Source organism: Micromonospora sp. NPDC093243 (assembly GCF_044753725.1).
Lineage (GTDB): Bacteria > Actinomycetota > Actinomycetes > Mycobacteriales > Micromonosporaceae > Micromonospora.
In genome coordinates this window covers 370,842-385,247 of sequence record NZ_JBIVNT010000002.1, presented here as the reverse complement: position 1 = coordinate 385,247, position 14,406 = coordinate 370,842, and the positions used below count along the sequence as shown (strand labels likewise).

At 72.0% G+C, this 14,406-nt stretch carries 14 protein-coding genes; 3 read left to right on the top strand and 11 right to left on the bottom strand.

Translation table 11 applies throughout. From position 1 onward, the window contains the following. Nucleotides 1–181 precede the first annotated feature (181 nt). On the top strand, nucleotides 182–1,162 hold the full coding sequence (locus ACIP9D_RS06575; RefSeq protein ID WP_350868157.1) for a terpene synthase: 981 nt from the start codon (nucleotides 182–184) through the stop codon (nucleotides 1,160–1,162). A 49-nt stretch (nucleotides 1,163–1,211) separates the two neighbouring features. On the opposite strand, the gene mqnP is transcribed toward ACIP9D_RS06575, so the two are convergent. From mqnP to ACIP9D_RS06560, 3 genes are all read right to left on the bottom strand, one after another. Further along, nucleotides 1,212–2,123 (bottom strand): menaquinone biosynthesis prenyltransferase MqnP, encoded by a 912-nt coding sequence (gene mqnP / locus ACIP9D_RS06570; RefSeq protein WP_350868158.1) that lies wholly within the window; start codon nucleotides 2,121–2,123, stop codon nucleotides 1,212–1,214. Next, on the bottom strand, nucleotides 2,123–3,583 hold the full coding sequence (locus ACIP9D_RS06565; protein ID WP_350868159.1) for a menaquinone biosynthesis decarboxylase: 1,461 nt from the start codon (nucleotides 3,581–3,583) through the stop codon (nucleotides 2,123–2,125). The genes mqnP and ACIP9D_RS06565 overlap by 1 nt, the downstream gene beginning before the upstream one ends. A 69-nt stretch (nucleotides 3,584–3,652) precedes the next feature. Further along, the gene (locus ACIP9D_RS06560) at nucleotides 3,653–4,261 is read right to left on the bottom strand and encodes a carboxymuconolactone decarboxylase family protein (RefSeq protein ID WP_350868160.1); all 609 of its coding nucleotides are present in this window, start codon (nucleotides 4,259–4,261) and stop codon (nucleotides 3,653–3,655) included. Between the two features lie 70 nt (nucleotides 4,262–4,331). Between ACIP9D_RS06560 and ACIP9D_RS06555 the strand changes: the two genes are divergently transcribed. Next, nucleotides 4,332–4,808 (top strand): MarR family winged helix-turn-helix transcriptional regulator, encoded by a 477-nt coding sequence (locus tag ACIP9D_RS06555; RefSeq protein WP_350868161.1) that lies wholly within the window; start codon nucleotides 4,332–4,334, stop codon nucleotides 4,806–4,808. A gap of 134 nt (nucleotides 4,809–4,942) precedes the next feature. On the opposite strand, the gene ccsB is transcribed toward ACIP9D_RS06555, so the two are convergent. The 6 genes from ccsB to hemL are packed head-to-tail and all read right to left on the bottom strand — an operon-like array spanning nucleotide 4,943 to nucleotide 10,976. Continuing rightward, nucleotides 4,943–5,926 carry a c-type cytochrome biogenesis protein CcsB gene (gene ccsB, locus ACIP9D_RS06550; protein ID WP_350868162.1) on the bottom strand — a complete coding sequence of 328 codons (984 nt, stop codon included), beginning with the start codon at nucleotides 5,924–5,926 and terminating at the stop codon, nucleotides 4,943–4,945. After that, nucleotides 5,926–7,590: a cytochrome c biogenesis protein ResB gene (locus ACIP9D_RS06545; protein ID WP_350868163.1), complete on the bottom strand. Its 1,665-nt coding sequence runs from the start codon at nucleotides 7,588–7,590 to the stop codon at nucleotides 5,926–5,928. The genes ccsB and ACIP9D_RS06545 overlap by 1 nt, the downstream gene beginning before the upstream one ends. After that, entirely contained in the window at nucleotides 7,590–8,414 is an 825-nt protein-coding gene (locus ACIP9D_RS06540) for a cytochrome c biogenesis protein CcdA (protein ID WP_350868164.1), read from the bottom strand. The genes ACIP9D_RS06545 and ACIP9D_RS06540 overlap by 1 nt, the downstream gene beginning before the upstream one ends. After that, nucleotides 8,414–8,986, bottom strand: a complete 573-nt coding sequence (locus tag ACIP9D_RS06535; RefSeq protein ID WP_350868165.1) for a TlpA disulfide reductase family protein — start codon at nucleotides 8,984–8,986, stop codon at nucleotides 8,414–8,416. Before ACIP9D_RS06535 ends, ACIP9D_RS06540 begins: the two co-directional genes overlap by 1 nt. Next, nucleotides 8,986–9,633, bottom strand: a complete 648-nt coding sequence (locus ACIP9D_RS06530; RefSeq protein WP_350868167.1) for a histidine phosphatase family protein — start codon at nucleotides 9,631–9,633, stop codon at nucleotides 8,986–8,988. The genes ACIP9D_RS06535 and ACIP9D_RS06530 overlap by 1 nt, the downstream gene beginning before the upstream one ends. Before the next feature lie 5 nt (nucleotides 9,634–9,638). Beyond that, entirely contained in the window at nucleotides 9,639–10,976 is a 1,338-nt protein-coding gene (gene hemL / locus ACIP9D_RS06525; protein WP_350868168.1) for a glutamate-1-semialdehyde 2,1-aminomutase, read from the bottom strand. 139 nt (nucleotides 10,977–11,115) lie between these two features. Here hemL and ACIP9D_RS06520 point away from each other — a divergent pair, with 139 nt between their 5' ends. Next, nucleotides 11,116–11,451, top strand: a complete 336-nt coding sequence (locus ACIP9D_RS06520) for an STAS domain-containing protein (RefSeq protein ID WP_350868170.1) — start codon at nucleotides 11,116–11,118, stop codon at nucleotides 11,449–11,451. Between the two features lie 15 nt (nucleotides 11,452–11,466). Here the strand turns inward: ACIP9D_RS06520 and ACIP9D_RS06515 are convergent, their stop codons facing one another. Continuing rightward, entirely contained in the window at nucleotides 11,467–12,021 is a 555-nt protein-coding gene (locus ACIP9D_RS06515) for a response regulator (RefSeq protein WP_350868172.1), read from the bottom strand. Continuing rightward, a partial coding sequence (locus ACIP9D_RS06510; RefSeq protein ID WP_350868174.1) for an ATP-binding protein occupies nucleotides 12,018–14,406 on the bottom strand: 2,389 nt, incomplete at its 5' end. The genes ACIP9D_RS06515 and ACIP9D_RS06510, both read right to left, overlap by 4 nt.

Genomic DNA, 14,406 nt, shown 5'->3' with positions numbered 1-14,406 from the left:
CTGGTCATCGTCGCTGCCCGGCGGCCGGCCCCCGCTTCCGGGCCGCCCCCGACCTCCGGCGGTTCGCGGGATCGCCCGCGTGTGCCCGGCTGCCCGTCCGGGGGAGGCGGCGACCTCGGCGACCTGGCATGCTGCGGCAATCGTCCGCACGATGGCAGGGCTGCCGGGGAGGAGTCGGTTGATGACCGCCGCGCTCCTCCGGTCGCTCCGGTCCGAGTGCCCGATCGCCCCCCGGCTCTCGCCCTACGCCGACGGGGTGCAGGAGTGGCTGATCGAGTTCCTGCCCGGCCTCGGCGTACCGCTGGACGACGCCGCCGCCCGGCGGCTGGCCCGCGCCGGCTTCGCCCGGTACGCGGGACGCCTCTACCCGAATGCCACCGAGGCCGACCTGCGGGTGCTGACCGCGCTCTTCACCTGGTTCTTCCTGGTCGACGACGCCTGCGACGGGCCGGACCGGCTGACGCCGGCGCAGATCCGCGCACTGCGCGACGGCGCGCTGACGGTGCTGCGCAGCGGGCACCGCCACCAGCACGCCGGGCTGACCGGGCCGCTGCGGCGGCTGCTGGTCCGGGCGTGGCGGGAGCCCCACCGGCGGATGCCGGCCCGTTGGCGGCACCGGTTCGCCGACGCGGTCGGGCACCACCTGGACGGCACCGTGCGGGAGGCGGTCAACAAGACCCTCGGCCGCCGCCCCGCCGTCGCCGAGTACGTCGAGCTGCGCCGGGCCACCTCGGCGGCGTACGTGTCGTTCCCGCTGACCGAGTTCGTGACCGGGCGTCCGCTGCCGGACCCGGTCTACCACCACCCGCTGCTGCGCCGGTTCGCCGACACCGGCAACGACCTGCTCTCCTGGTACAACGACCTGGCATCGCTGGAGCGGGACCGGGCCACCGCGGGCGGGCACAACCTGGTGCTGGCGCTCGCCGGCGAGCGGGGCGTGCCGACCGACACGGCGGCGGAGCTGGTGGCCGAGCGGTGGCGGGCCTCGATGCGGCGCTTCGTCGAGCTGCGCGCGGCGGTGCCGTCGTTCGGTCCGGCGCTGGACGAGCCGGTCACCGACCTGCTCGACGGGGTGGCCAACGCGGTCCGGGGCACCATCGACTGGACGATGGAGAGCGCCCGCTATCCGGACGCCCACCTCGAACCCGCCGCCACCGGCTGACCCGGCCGTCGTCGCCGGGCCGGATCGGCCGCCGGCGGCCCGCCGGCGGTCACGCCCGCAGGCCGAGCCGGATCACCAGGTCGAGCAGGGCGAAGGCGAACAGCGCGATGCCGACGAAGCCGTTGGCGGTGAAGAACGCGCGGTTGACCTTGCTGAGGTCGGTCGGGGTGACCACCAGGTGCTGGTAGCCGAACGCGACCGCGGTCAGCGCCAACCCGATCCACCAGAGCCAGCCGAAGCCGACCAGCGCGCCGAACCAGACGAAGAGCGCGAAGGTCACCACGTGCGCGACGGTGGAGGCGTGCAGCGCGAAGCGCCGACCGTACCGGGCCGGGACGCTGTGCACGCCGATCTTCCGGTCGACCTCGTCGTCCTGGCAGGCGTAGATCAGGTCGAAGCCGCCGATCCACAGACCGACCGCCGCGCCCAGCAGCCAGGCCGGCCCGGACCCGCTGAGGGTGCCGGTGACCGCCAGCCAGGCGCCGACCGGCCCGACCGCCTGGGCGATCGCCAGGATGGCGTGCGGCCAGTTGGTGAACCGCTTGCCGTACGGGTAGACGACCAGCGGCACCACGGCGAGCGGGGCGAGCGCCAGGCAGAGCGGGTTGAGCAGCGCGGCGGCGATCAGGAAGACGACAAGCGCGACGGCCGCGCCGGTCCAGGCCGTCCGCACGCTGACCGCCCCGGTGACCAGTTCCCGCCCGGCGGTACGCGGGTTCCGGGCGTCGATCCGCCGGTCGAGGATCCGGTTGGCGGCCATCGCGAACGTCCGCGCTCCGACCATCGCCACGGTGATCAGCAGCAGGTCGAGCCAGCGGACGTGCCCGCCGTCGACCTGCATCGCGGTCAGCGCCGACAGGTACGCGAAGGGCAGCGCGAAGACCGAGTGCTCGATGGTGACCAGTTTGAGGAAGGACTTGACCCGACCCGGTCGTTCCACGGGCTCCAGCACGGCCGTCATCAGATCCCGTACTCCTTCCAACGCTTGTCGACCAGCGAGGCCACCTCGGGCGACATCCGCATCTCCTCCGGCCAGCCCCGGGTGTAGCCCTCGGCCGGCAGCTTGCGGGTCGCGTCGACGCCCGCCTTGCCGCCCCAGAACTGCTGGTACGACGAGTGGTCGAGGTGGTCCACCGGGCCCTCGGTGAGCAGCAGGTCGCGCGCGTAGTCGACGTTGCCGAAGGCGCGGAAGGCGACCTCGTTGTAGTCGTGCACGTCGCAGTCCTCGTCGACGATCACGATCAGCTTGGTCAGCGACATCAGGTGGGCGCCCCAGATCGCGTTCATCACCTTCTGCGCGTGCTTCGGGTAGCGCTTGCGGATCGACACGATCGCGCAGTTGTGGAAGACGCCGGCGGCCGGCAGGTCGTAGTCGACGATGTCCGGGATCAGCAGCTTGAGCAACGGCTGGAAGATCCGCTCGGTGGCCTTGCCGAGGCCGTGGTCCTCCTGCGGCGGCTGCGAGGTGACGATCGAGTGGTAGACCGGGTCGCGCTGCATGGTCATCGTCTCGACGTGCAGCACCGGGAACGGCTCGACCGGGGTGTAGTAGCCGGTGTGGTCGCCGAACGGGCCCTCGGGCAGCCGCTCACCGGGCTCCAGGTAGCCCTCCAGCACGATCTGCGCGTGCGCGGGCACCTGGAGCGGCACGGTGAGGCAGTCGACCATCTCCACCCGCTCGCCGCGCAGGAAGCCGGCGAACAGGTACTCGTCGATGTCGCCGGGCAGCGGCGCGGACGCGGCGTACGACACCACCGGGTCGCAGCCGATGGCGATGGCGACCGGGAGTCGCTGGCCGAGGCGCTCGGCGACCGCGTGGTGGGCGGTGGAGTCCTTGTGGATCTGCCAGTGCATGCCGAGCGTGTTCTGCGAGTGCTGCTGGAGCCGGTAGAGACCGAGGTTGCGCTTGCCGGTCTCCGGGTGCTTGGTGTGGGTCAGCCCGTAGTTGTGGAAGATGCCGCCGTCACCGGGCCACACCTGCAGGCCGGGCAGCCGGTTCAGGTCGACGTCGTCGCCTCGGTAGACCACCTGCTGGCAGGGCGCGGTCTTGACCTTGCGCGGCGGCACCGACTTGAGCTGCATGACCTTGCCGAGGCCCTCGCGGATGCCGGACCAGCCGACCGGCAGCTCCGGCTTGACCAGGGCGCCGATCCGCGCGCCGATCTCGTCGAGCGACTCGACGCCGAGCGCCATCGCCATCCGCTTCTCGGTGCCGAAGAGGTTGATCGCGACGGGCATCTCGCCCCGGGTGGGCCGCTCGAAGAGCAGCGCCGGGCCGCCCGCGCGGACCGTCCGGGTGACCACCTCGCTGATCTCCAGGGTCGGGTCGACCGGGACGCTCACCCGCCGCAACTCGCCCGCGCGCTCCAGCGCCGCGAGGAAGTCCTTGAGGTCGGTGTACGGGAAGCCACGAGCCGCCATGCCCGCCAGTCTCCCGCACCGGCCCGGTCGGTGACCAAGCCGGGTGGGCGGAGGTGAGGTCGAGCGCGGTCACCGGCCCTGGGCGGGGACACGCGCCGGCCCCGGCTGGGTGGCGCCGGTCGTGGCGGGCTGCCAGGCGTACCGGGCCAGCGGCGGGTCGAGCGGCGCGCCGGTGAGCCGGTTGGCGAAGGTGGAGATGGTGTACGTCCCGACGCCGAGCACCACGTCCAGCGCGTGCCGGGGCTGGTAGCCGGCGGACAGGAAGGCGTCCAGCTCCGGGTCGGGTACCGCGCCGGAGTGCGCCAGCACCGCACGGGTGAACCGGCGTAGCGCCTCCAGCTTCGGCTCGGGCAGGGCGCCGCCGGCCCGCAGCGCGGCGGTCAGCTCGGCGCTGGCCGCCAGCTTGGCCAGCGTGGCGGTGTGCAGCGCCACGCAGACGTGGCACTCGTTGCCGGTGGCGACGGTGAAGACGACCACCTCGCGTTCGAGCGGGGTCAGGTCGGTCTGTTCGAAGATCCGGTTGGCGGTGAGGAATCCGTTGAGCAGCTGGGGCGAGTCGGCCATCAGCGCGACCGCCGCCGGCAGCCAGCCGAAGCCGCGGCGGACGCCCTCGACGACCGGCCGGGCGGCATCGGGCGCGGTGGCGACGGTGTGGACGGGGAAGACGGTTCGGTGCACGGGGTACCTGCTCTCGGGTGGCGTACGATCGTCAACGTGGTTGACCAAATAGTAAACGTGGTTGTCGAACGTGGCAACGACTGACCCTGAACGGCCCGGCTTCCTGCTGCCCCTGCTGCTGCTGGCCGGTTTCCGCACCCTCATCGACGACCTGCACGCCGAGCTGGCCCGGCAGGGACACACCGAGCTACGGCCGCTGCACGGCTTCGTGCTCCAGGCCGTCGGCGTCGAGGGCACCACCGCCACCGAGCTGGGCCAGCGGCTGGGCATCTCCAAGCAGGCGGCCGGCAAGACGGTGGACCGGCTGGTCGCCCTCGGCTACCTGGAGCGGGTCGACGACCCCCGGGACGCCCGGCGCAAGCTGGTCCGGACGACCGCGCGGGGCCGGGACGGGCTGCACCGCTCCGCGGTCGTCTTCGACCAGCTCCGGCAGCGGTGGGCCGACACCCTCGGCCCGGACCGGGTCGCCGCGATGGAGGACGACCTGCGCGCGGTCACCCCCGCGAACTGGTTCCGCCTCGACGTCCCCGGCTGGTTCGGCGGCTGAGGCCGGGTTGATCGACACGATGTCGCCGATCTGGCGGTGTTGCGGGGCGCCGGACACCGCGATATCGGCGACCTGGTGTCGATCAAGCCGAGGTCCGCCGGCGCCGCCCCGGGATCTAGCGGCCGCCGGTCAACTCACAGGCCGCCGTACGAGTGCAGGCCGGTGAAGAAGATGTTCACGCCGAACAGGTTCATCAGCATGGTGAGGAAGCCGAGCACCGCGATCCAGGTGGCCACGTTGCGCTTGACGCTCGGGGTGGCCCGGGAGTGCAGGTAGCCGGCGTAGACCACCCAGGAGATGAACGCCCAGGTCTCCTTCGGGTCCCAGCCCCACGGCCGACCCCAGGCCGCCTCGGCCCAGATCGCGCCGGCGATCACCGCGAAGGTGAAGATCGGGAACGAGAAGGCGTGCAGCGCGAAGGTCAGCCGCTCCAGGGCGGCGGCCGCCGGGAGCCGCTTGGCCAGGGTGTACGGGAAGCTCCGCCTGCCCTGCTCGTAGCCGTTGCGCATCAGGAACGCCACCGCCGGCACCACGCCGAGCAGGAAGATGCCGGAGGAGAAGACGATGGTGGAGACGTGGATGACGAACCAGTACGAGTTGAGCGCCGGCACCAGCGGCACGATCGGCACGTAGAGCACCAGCTCGGCGATGGCCAGCAGCAGCACCATGACCAGGGTGAGGAAGAGCCCGAGCCGGCGCAGTGACGGCCGCTTGGCGAGCACCGCCAGCCAGGCGGCGGCGCCGATGAACGAGACCGTGAGCACGAACTCGTACATGTTGCCCCACGGCATCCGGTCGGCGGCGATGCCGCGGGTGACCAGCGCCGCGAGGTGCAGCAGGACGGCGACCGCGGTAGCCCCGACGGCGATCAGGCCGGCCAGCCGGGCCCGGCCGGCGCTACGGTCGGCCGCGCTGCGTACCGGCGGCGCCGGGTCCACCGGGGATTCGACCGTCCCACCGGGCCCACCGGCGCCAGCGCCGACCAGCTCCCGCACGGGCGCGGCCTTGACGATCCGGGCCCGCGCGTTGCCGAGCGCGTACTCGACGGCGTGGCTGATCATCGCGACCAGGTACACCAGGATCGCGAACGTCACCAGCTGGTCGGAGAGTGCGGACATCACTCGGTCCCTTCTCGCGTCCCGGCCTGGTCGCTGCCTTCGCGCTCCGTGCCGGCCCGCTCGCCCGATCGTTCGTCACCGCTGATCGCGGCGACGAGCTGCGCGAACTCGTCGGCGAACCCTGGATAGTCGGTGCGCGGCAACCCACCGGCCTCCACCAAACTACTACCGGCCGTCGTTGTTGCGCTGGCGGGGTCCGGGGATCCGGCGGGCGTCACCCGGAAGAAGACCCGGCGGCGCCGGCCGAAGAGCGAACCCATCAGCCCGACGAGCAGCACCCCGCAGGCCACCAGCAGCAGCCCCGAGCCGGGGTCGTGCCGCACCGAGAGGGTGATGTACCGCTTCGTACCGAGGAACTCGAGCGTGCTGCCGTCGTCGAGCTTCCAGGTCTCGCCCTGCTTGAGCAGCTTGTCGCCGACCTGCTTGACCCGGCCGGTCTGGACCTGGCGCTGGTCGAGCTGGTAGACCGAGCCGGGGATGCCGGCGTCGAGGCCGAGATTGCCCCGGTAGGCGACCAGGTTCAGCACCGGGTTGCGCTCGGTCGGATACTGCGACCGCACATACGGCGCGGAGTCCGGCGCGGTGGGCAGGTAGAGGCCGGTGAAGGCCATCTGCAGGTTCGGGTCCCGCTTGCCGGTCTTCGGGTCGAGGTTGGCGTCCGGGAACGCCGCCAGCCCCTCGCTGGTCAGGCCCATGTCGCCGGTGGTGAGGAACGGCGTGGTGCTGGTCTGGCTGCGGCCGTAGCGGTCGGTGTAGCGGATGATCGGGGCGTAACCGTGCCCGAGCAGATAGACGTTGGCGTCGTCCAGCCGCAGCGGCGAGTTCACCGAGAAATCGGCGGTCCGGGTGGCCTGGCCCGGCTCCTCCACGCTCACCGTGGCGTTGAAGAACTCCGGCTGGCCGGTGTCGAGGAACCGGGCCTGGAACGCGTCCAGGGTCAGGCAGAAGGCGGGCAGGTCCCCGCTCTCCACCTGCGGGCCGAGCTGCGCCTCGGCGTACTGCTGGCGGGTGTTGCAGAAGGCGTTGTCCGCGCCGGCCACGAGCAGCCGGTTGCCGTGCCAGCCGTACCAGGAGCCGAGCGCGACGCCGACGAGCACGACGATCAGCGAGCTGTGGAAGAGCAGGTTGCCGCTCTCCTTGAGGTAGCCCTTCTCGGCGGAGACCTCGTTGCCGCGGACCGTCACCCGCCAGCGGCGCCGGCGCAGCACCTCGACGATCGCGGCCGTGCCGCCGGCCGGCGCGGCGAGCACCGTGTGCTGGGGCAGCCGGTCCAGTCGCTTCGGCGCGGCCGGCGGCTTCGCCCGCAGCGCCCGGACGTGGTCGCGCAGCCGCGGCGTGATGCAGCCGATCAGCGAGGTGAAGAGCAGCAGGTAGATGGCGGAGAACCAGATCGAACTGAAGACCTCGAACGCGCCGATCTGGTCGAGCCGGGGCGCGAGGTCGGGGTGCTCGACGAAGTACTCGTTGACCTTCTCCGGGCTGATCCCGCGCTGTGGCAGCACCGAGCCGGGAATGGCCGCGATCGCGAGCAGGAAGAGCAGCACCAGCGCGGTACGCATGCTGGTCAGCTGCCGCCAGGAGTTGCGCAGCAGGGCCAGCATCCGGTTCGGCCGACGCCGGGGCGCCGAGGCGGGAGTGGCTGGTCGCTCGTCCACGGCGGTCATCAGATGCTCACCTCGCCCACCCCGAAGGTGGTCTGCAGCCAGATCACGACGTTCGTCCATCCCCCGGTGACCAGCGCGAGGCCGATCAGGATCAGCAGGGCGCCACCGATCCGGGTGACCCAGCGGCTGTTGCGGCGGATGGCGCGGAAGACCCCGAGCAGGCGCTGGAAGCCCAGCCCGAAGACGACGAACGGTATCCCCAACCCCAGGCAGTACGCCACGGCGAGCACCACCGCCCGGTCGACCTGGCCGCTGACGGTGGCCATGCCGGTCACGGCGGCCAGCGTGGGGCCGACGCACGGCACCCAGCTCAGCGCGAAGACCGCCCCGAACACCGGCGCGCCGAGCAGCCCGGCGGCCGGCAGCCGGTGGATCCGGAACTCCCGCTCCATGCCGGGGACCAGACCGACGAAGGCCAGCCCCAGCACGATGATGAGCGCGCCGATCACAATCTCCAGCGTCCGCTCGTAGGTGAAGAAGACCTTCCCCACGCTGGCGAAGAGGACCGCGGTGGCGGTGAAGACGACGGTGAAACCGGCGATGAAGAGCAGCGTCCCGGCGAGCACCCGGCCCTTGACCGCGGCGGCCGGCCGGGTGGCCACCGCGACGCCGCCACCCGGAGCGTCCGCGGCCGGAGCGTCCCCGGCGCGCACGCGGCGCCCCTCCAGGTCGGCGCCGGCCAGCCCGGTGACGTACGACAGGTAGCCGGGCACCAGCGGCAGCACGCACGGGGAGAGGAAGCTGACCAGGCCGGCGAGGGCGGCCGCGCCGATGGCGAGCAGCAGCGGCCCGGAGAGGGCGACCTGCCGGAACGTCTCGCCCATCAGCGGGAACCGGAGCCCGGCTGCTCGGCGGCGACCCGCTCGACGATGGGTTGCAGGCCCTCCTGCTTGACCGCGGCCCGGATCACCGCGGCGATCCGGCCGTCGCGGTCGAGCACGACGGTGGCCGGGATGGTGTTCGGCGGGATGTCCATGGCGAGGGCCAACCGGCTCGGCGGGTCGAAGAGGCTCGGGTAGCTCACCCGGCCCTCCTCGAACGCCAGGGCCTTGTCCTTGCTGTCCTGCACGTTGATGCCGAGGAAGCTCACCCCGGAGGCCTTGGTGGCCTGGTAGGTGGCCTCCAGGTCGTCGGCCTCGGCGCGGCACGGCGCGCACCAGGAACCCCAGAAGTTGACCACGACGACCTGGCCACGGGCCTGGGAGACGTCGTAGCTGCCGCCGGTGAGCAGCTCACCGGAGATCTTCGGCGGCGCGGAGCGCTGGTCCGGCGCACACTCGATCACGCCGTCGGCGTTGGTGGCGCAGGTCTTCTCCTGGCTCGGCGAGGTGCAGCCGACCAGCGCCACCGCGGCGACGGTGGCGAGCAGACCCGCGGTCCACCTCCGGGCACGCATCAGGCCCCCTTGGCCGTCCGGGCGGTCGGCGACATCGCGATCAGGTGGGCGGCCGGCTCGGTGTAGCCGATACCGACCACCTTGGCGCCGTCGAAGTGGAACGAGGTGAGGCTGGCCAGGCCGCACTGCCGCCGGCGCGGGTCGTGCCAGAGCCGCTTGCGCTCGACGTAGCGGCGCAGCGTCCAGATCGGCAGCTGGTGCGAGACCAGCACCGCCTCGCGCCCCTCGGCGGCGACCCGGGCGGCGTGCAGCGCGGCGAACATCCGCTCGGCGATGGCCCGGTAGGCCTCACCCCAGGACGGGGTCACCGGGTCGCGCAGCACCCACCAGTTGCGCGGGTCGCGGAAGGAGCCGTCGCCCGGCGAGACCTGCTTGCCCTCGAACCAGTTCGCGCTCTCGATCAGCCGCTCGTCCACCCCGACCGGGAGGCCGAACTGCCCCGCGATCGGCTCGGCGGTCTGCTGGGCGCGTTCCAGCGGGCTGGCCACCACGTGCACCACCTCACGCTCGGCGAGCCCCTGCGCGGCGGCCTTGGCCATCTGCACGCCCAGCTCGGAGAGGCGGAAACCGGGCAGCCGCCCGTAGAGAATCCTGCCCGGGTTGTGCACCTCGCCGTGCCGGAGCACGTGGACCACCGTCTTGCTCACCGCGCCTACCCCCCGTGACCCGCCGCTGCCGCTGCCCGCGCCGCCGACGGCAACGCCGCGGCGATCTGATCCAGGGCGGCGTCGTCCAGCGCCGCCGAGACGAACCACGACTCGAACGCGCTCGGCGGCAGGTAGACGCCGGCGGCGAGCATCGCGTGGAAGAACGCCTTGAACGCCGGGACCTGCTGGGTCCGGGCGCTGTCGTAGTCGACCACGTCGGCGTCGGTGAAGAAGATCGAGAACATGCTGCCCGCGTACGACAGCCGGTGCGGGACCCCGGCGGCGGCCAGCGCGTCGGCGGCGAGCTTGCCCACGACGGCGGCCGTCTGGTCGAGGCGCTGGTAGAGCGCCTCGTCGGCCAGCCGCAGGGTGGCCAGGCCGGCGGCGCAGGCGAGCGGGTTACCGGAGAGCGTGCCGGCCTGGTAGACCGGGCCGGCGGGGGCGAGCCGGGCCATGATCTCCGCGCGCCCGCCGAACGCCGCGGCGGGCAGGCCACCACCCATGACCTTGCCGTACGTCCACAGGTCGGCGTCGGACGCGTCGAGGCCGTGCCAACCGGAGCGGGACACCCGGAACCCGGTCATCACCTCGTCGACGATGAGCAGGGCGCCGTGCGCGTGCGCGATCCGGGCCAGCTCCTGGTTGAACCCGTCGCGCGGCGCGACCACACCCATGTTGCCGGCCGCGGCCTCGGTGATCACCGCGGCGATGTGCGGCCCCTCGGCGGCGAAGGCCTCCTCGACCGCCCGGATGTCGTTGTAGGGCAGCACGATGGTCTCGCTCGCGGCAGCGCCGGTGACCCCGGGCGAGTCGGGCAGGCCGAGGGTGGCCACCCCGGAGCCGGCGGCGGCGAGCAGCGCGTCCACGTGCCCGTGGTAGCACCCGGCGAACTTGATGATCTTGGATCGGCCGGTGAAGCCCCGGGCCAGCCGGATCGCCGACATGGTGGCCTCGGTGCCGGAGTTGACCAGCCGGACCTGCTCGACCGGGGTGCGGTCGACGATCTCGGCGGCCAGCTCCACCTCGGCCGGCGTGGGGGTGCCGAAACTGGTGCCCCGGGCGGCCGCGGCCTGCACGGCGGCGACCACCTCCGGGTGCGCGTGACCGAGGATCAGCGGGCCCCACGAGCAGACCAGGTCGACGTAGCGCCGGTCGTCGGCGTCGTAGAGCCAGGGCCCCTCCCCCCGGACCATGAAGCGCGGCGTGCCGCCCACCGCCTGGAAGGCGCGCACGGGGGAGTTGACCCCGCCCGGCACGATGGCGCGGGCGCGGTCGAACAGGGCCTCGGAGGCCGGCGCGTCGGCCGGGTAGCGGCCAGATCCGGCGGAAAAGGTGTCGGTCACGATTCCGCCATTGTGTCAGCGCCGGCGGATGCGGCGGCAGCCACCCCGGGCTGGGGTTACCCGGCTCACCCGGGCCGGGCGCCGGCGGGCTGCATCGCCTCGACGGGCCACACCGACCGGATCGGGTTAGGCTGACCGGGTGGATCGTGCCGAACTGTCCATCACGCTACACCGGACGGGCGACGAAGCTGTGCTGCGCCTTGCCGGTGAGATCGACATGCTCACGGCCGCCCAGCTCTCGACCGTCGTGAACGAGGTGCTCGCCGACCCGCCCCCGCGGATCGTGCTGGACCTCGGCGGGGTCACCTTCTGCGACTCGCAGGGGCTGGGCACCCTGGTCGTGCTCAGCCGCAAGGCGAGCCACGCCCAGAGCCTGCTGATGCTCACCCACGTGGGCGACTTCCTGCTCCGGGTGCTGGACATCACCGGCCTGCGTTCGGCCCTGATGATCCGCAACGACCAGACCACCGGCTGACCCGCGACGCGGGGATCAGCCCGGGTTGCCCCAGCGGGCCTGCTCGAGCAGGTCGGCGGCGCGCTCACCGGCGTCCGGCTCGTCGCCACGGAGCAGCGTGGTGGCCTCGTCGACCGCGTCGGTCAGCACCCGCCACTGCGCGTCCCGCTCCCGGACCAGATCCGACTGCGCGGCCAACTGCCGGGTCTTCACCCACAGCTCCACGAAGACCGACACCTTGGCCCGGAGCACCCACGGGTCGAACGGCTTGGTGAGGTAGTCGACCGCGCCGACCGCGTAGCCGCGCAGGGCCAGTTGGGCGTCCCGGTCGGCGGCGGTGAGAAAGATGATCGGCACGTGCCGGGTCCGCTCCCGGCGCTTGATGTGGCTCGCCGTCTCGAAGCCGTCCATGTCCGGCATCTGGGCGTCGAGCAGGATCACCGCGAAGTCGTCCACCAGCAGCTGCTTGAGCGCTGCCTCACCGCTCTCCACGGCCACCGACTGGACCGGCAGGCCCTGGAGGATCGCCTCCAGGGCCATCAGGTTCTCCCGACGGTCGTCCACGAGCAGCGCCTTGGCCATCTGGGTCACGAGTTCTCCTCGGTCCGGCTGCCACTGATCCAGGACGACATGAGCTCGATCAGCTCGTCCAGGTCCACCGGCTTGGTGATGTAGTCGCTGCCCCCGGCCGCGAGCGCCGACTCCCGGTCCCCCGGCATCGCCTTCGCGGTCAGGAAGACGATGGGCAGGTCCGCGAAGCGGTGGTTACGGCGGATCTGGCGGGTGGTCTCGTACCCGTCCTGGTCCGGCATCATGGCGTCCATCAGGACGATGTCCACCTCCGGATGCTCGGCGAGCAGGCGGACGCCGTCCGCCCCGTTGTCCGAGTACAACACGGTCATCCCGTGCAGTTCCAACGCGCTGGTGAGGGCGAAGACGTTCCGGACGTCGTCGTCCACGATCAACACGGTCGCGCCGTCCAGTCGCCGGCTGGTCGGCCCGGCCGCCGGCTGCGGCAGCTCCAGCGGCGGCATCAGCAGCGACGACGGCAGGCCGGCCCGGGTCGGCGACGGCGGCAGCGGCGCGACCACCGCGTCCGGCGCCAGCACCTCCGGGACGAAGAGGGTGAAGGTGGAGCCCTGCCCGGGCGCCGACGAGACGGTGATGGTGCCACCCAGCAACCGGGCCAGGTCCCGGCTGATCGACAGGCCGAGGCCGGTGCCGCCGTAGCGGCGGCTGGTGGTCCCGTCCGCCTGCTGGAACGCCTCGAAGATGATCGACAGCTTGTCGTCCGAGATGCCGATGCCGGTGTCGATCACGGTGAACGCGATCACCCGCCGGGCGTTGGTCAACGCCGGCACGTCGAAGACGGCGTTCTCCGCCGCCGGCGCGATCCGCAGCGTCACCGCGCCGTTGTCGGTGAACTTCACCGCGTTGGAGAGCAGGTTGCGCAGGATCTGCTGGAGCCGCAGGGCGTCGGTGACCAGCGCCGACGGCAGGTCCTTGCTGACCCGCACCTGGAAGTCCAGGCCCTTCTCCTCGGCCTGCGGCGCGAACGCCTGCTCGACGTAGCCGCGGATCTCGTTGAACCGCACCTCGGTCGGCTCGACGTCCATCCGGCCCGCCTCGATCTTCGACAGGTCCAGGATGTCGTCGATCAGCGAGAGCAGGTCGGAGCCGGCGCTGTGGATGGTCCGGGCGAACTCGATCTGCTTCGGGGAGAGGTTCTGCTCCGAGTTCTCGGCGAGCAGCCGGGCCAGCAGGAGCAGCGAGTTCAGCGGGGTCCGCAGCTCGTGGCTCATGTTGGCCAGGAACTCCGACTTGTACGCCGAGGCCCGGGTGAGCTGCTGCGCCTTCTCCTCCAGACCGATCCGGGCCAGCTCGATCTCCCGGTTCTTGGTCTCGATGTTGCCCTTCTGCTCCGAGAGCAGGGTGGCCTTCTCCTCCAGCTCGGCGTTGGTCCGCTGGAGCTCCGCCGACTGCTCCTGCAGCTCATGCGCCAGCCGCTGCGACTGGGCCAGCAGCTCCTCCGTACGCCGGTTGGCCTGGATGGTGTTGACCGCGATGCCGATGGTGACCACCAGCCGCTCCAGGAACGACAGGTGCAGCTCGGAGAAGGCGGCCACGCTGGCGAACTCGATCACCCCGAGCAGCTCGCCCTCGAAGAGCATGGGGAGCACGACCAGGTCGGTCGGGGGCGTGTCGGCCAGGCCGGAGCGCAGGGTCAGCGCGCGGTCCGGTGCGGCGCTCACCCGGATGGTGCGGCGGGAGAGCGCGGCCTGGCCGACCAGCCCCTCACCCGGCCCGAAGGTGACGTCGTGCCCGCGGGCCACGTACCCGTAGGAGGCGGTCAGCCGCAGCCGCATGCTCCCGTCGGAGGTGTCCGACAGGAAGAACGCGCCGAGCTGCGCGTCGACCAGCGGGGTCACCTCCACCATGATCATGCGGCAGACCTCGCCGAGGTCGCGCTGGCCCTGCAACAGCCCGCCGATCCGGGCCAGGTTGGAGTCGAGCCAGCCCTGCTCGGCGTTCTTCTTGGTCGTCTCCCGGAGGGTGACGATCATCTGGTTGATGTTGTCCTTGAGCTCGGCGATCTCGCCCTGCGCCTTGACGTTGATCCGCTGGGTCAGGTCGCCCCGGGTGACCGAGGTGGAGACCTGGGCGATCGCCCGGAGCTGGGTGGTCAGCGTGGAGGCGAGCTGGTTGACGTTCTCGGTGAGGTCCCGCCAGGTGCCGGAGACCCCCTTGACCTGGGCCTGACCGCCCAACTTGCCCTCGATGCCGACCTCCCGGCCGACCCGGGTCACCTCGTCGGCGAACGACGAGAGCTGGTCGACCATCGTGTTGACGGTGTTCTTCAGCTCCAGGATCTCGCCCTGCGCGTCGACGGTGATCTTCTGGCCGAGGTCGCCCTTGGCCACCGCCGTGGTCACCGAGGCGATGTTGCGGACCTGGCTGGTCAGGTTCGACGCCATC

Coding starts and splice junctions, on each gene's coding strand:
- ACIP9D_RS06540 (WP_350868164.1), bottom strand. CDS start 8,414: ATGGGCGAGACGTTCCGGCAGGTCGCCCTCTCCGGGCCGCTGCTGCTC.
- ACIP9D_RS06545 (WP_350868163.1), bottom strand. CDS start 7,590: ATGACCGCCGTGGACGAGCGACCAGCCACTCCCGCCTCGGCGCCCCGG.
- ccsB (WP_350868162.1), bottom strand. CDS start 5,926: ATGTCCGCACTCTCCGACCAGCTGGTGACGTTCGCGATCCTGGTGTAC.
- ACIP9D_RS06565 (WP_350868159.1), bottom strand. CDS start 3,583: ATGGCGGCTCGTGGCTTCCCGTACACCGACCTCAAGGACTTCCTCGCG.
- ACIP9D_RS06575 (WP_350868157.1), top strand. CDS start 182: ATGACCGCCGCGCTCCTCCGGTCGCTCCGGTCCGAGTGCCCGATCGCC.
- mqnP (WP_350868158.1), bottom strand. CDS start 2,123: ATGACGGCCGTGCTGGAGCCCGTGGAACGACCGGGTCGGGTCAAGTCC.
- ACIP9D_RS06535 (WP_350868165.1), bottom strand. CDS start 8,986: ATGCGTGCCCGGAGGTGGACCGCGGGTCTGCTCGCCACCGTCGCCGCG.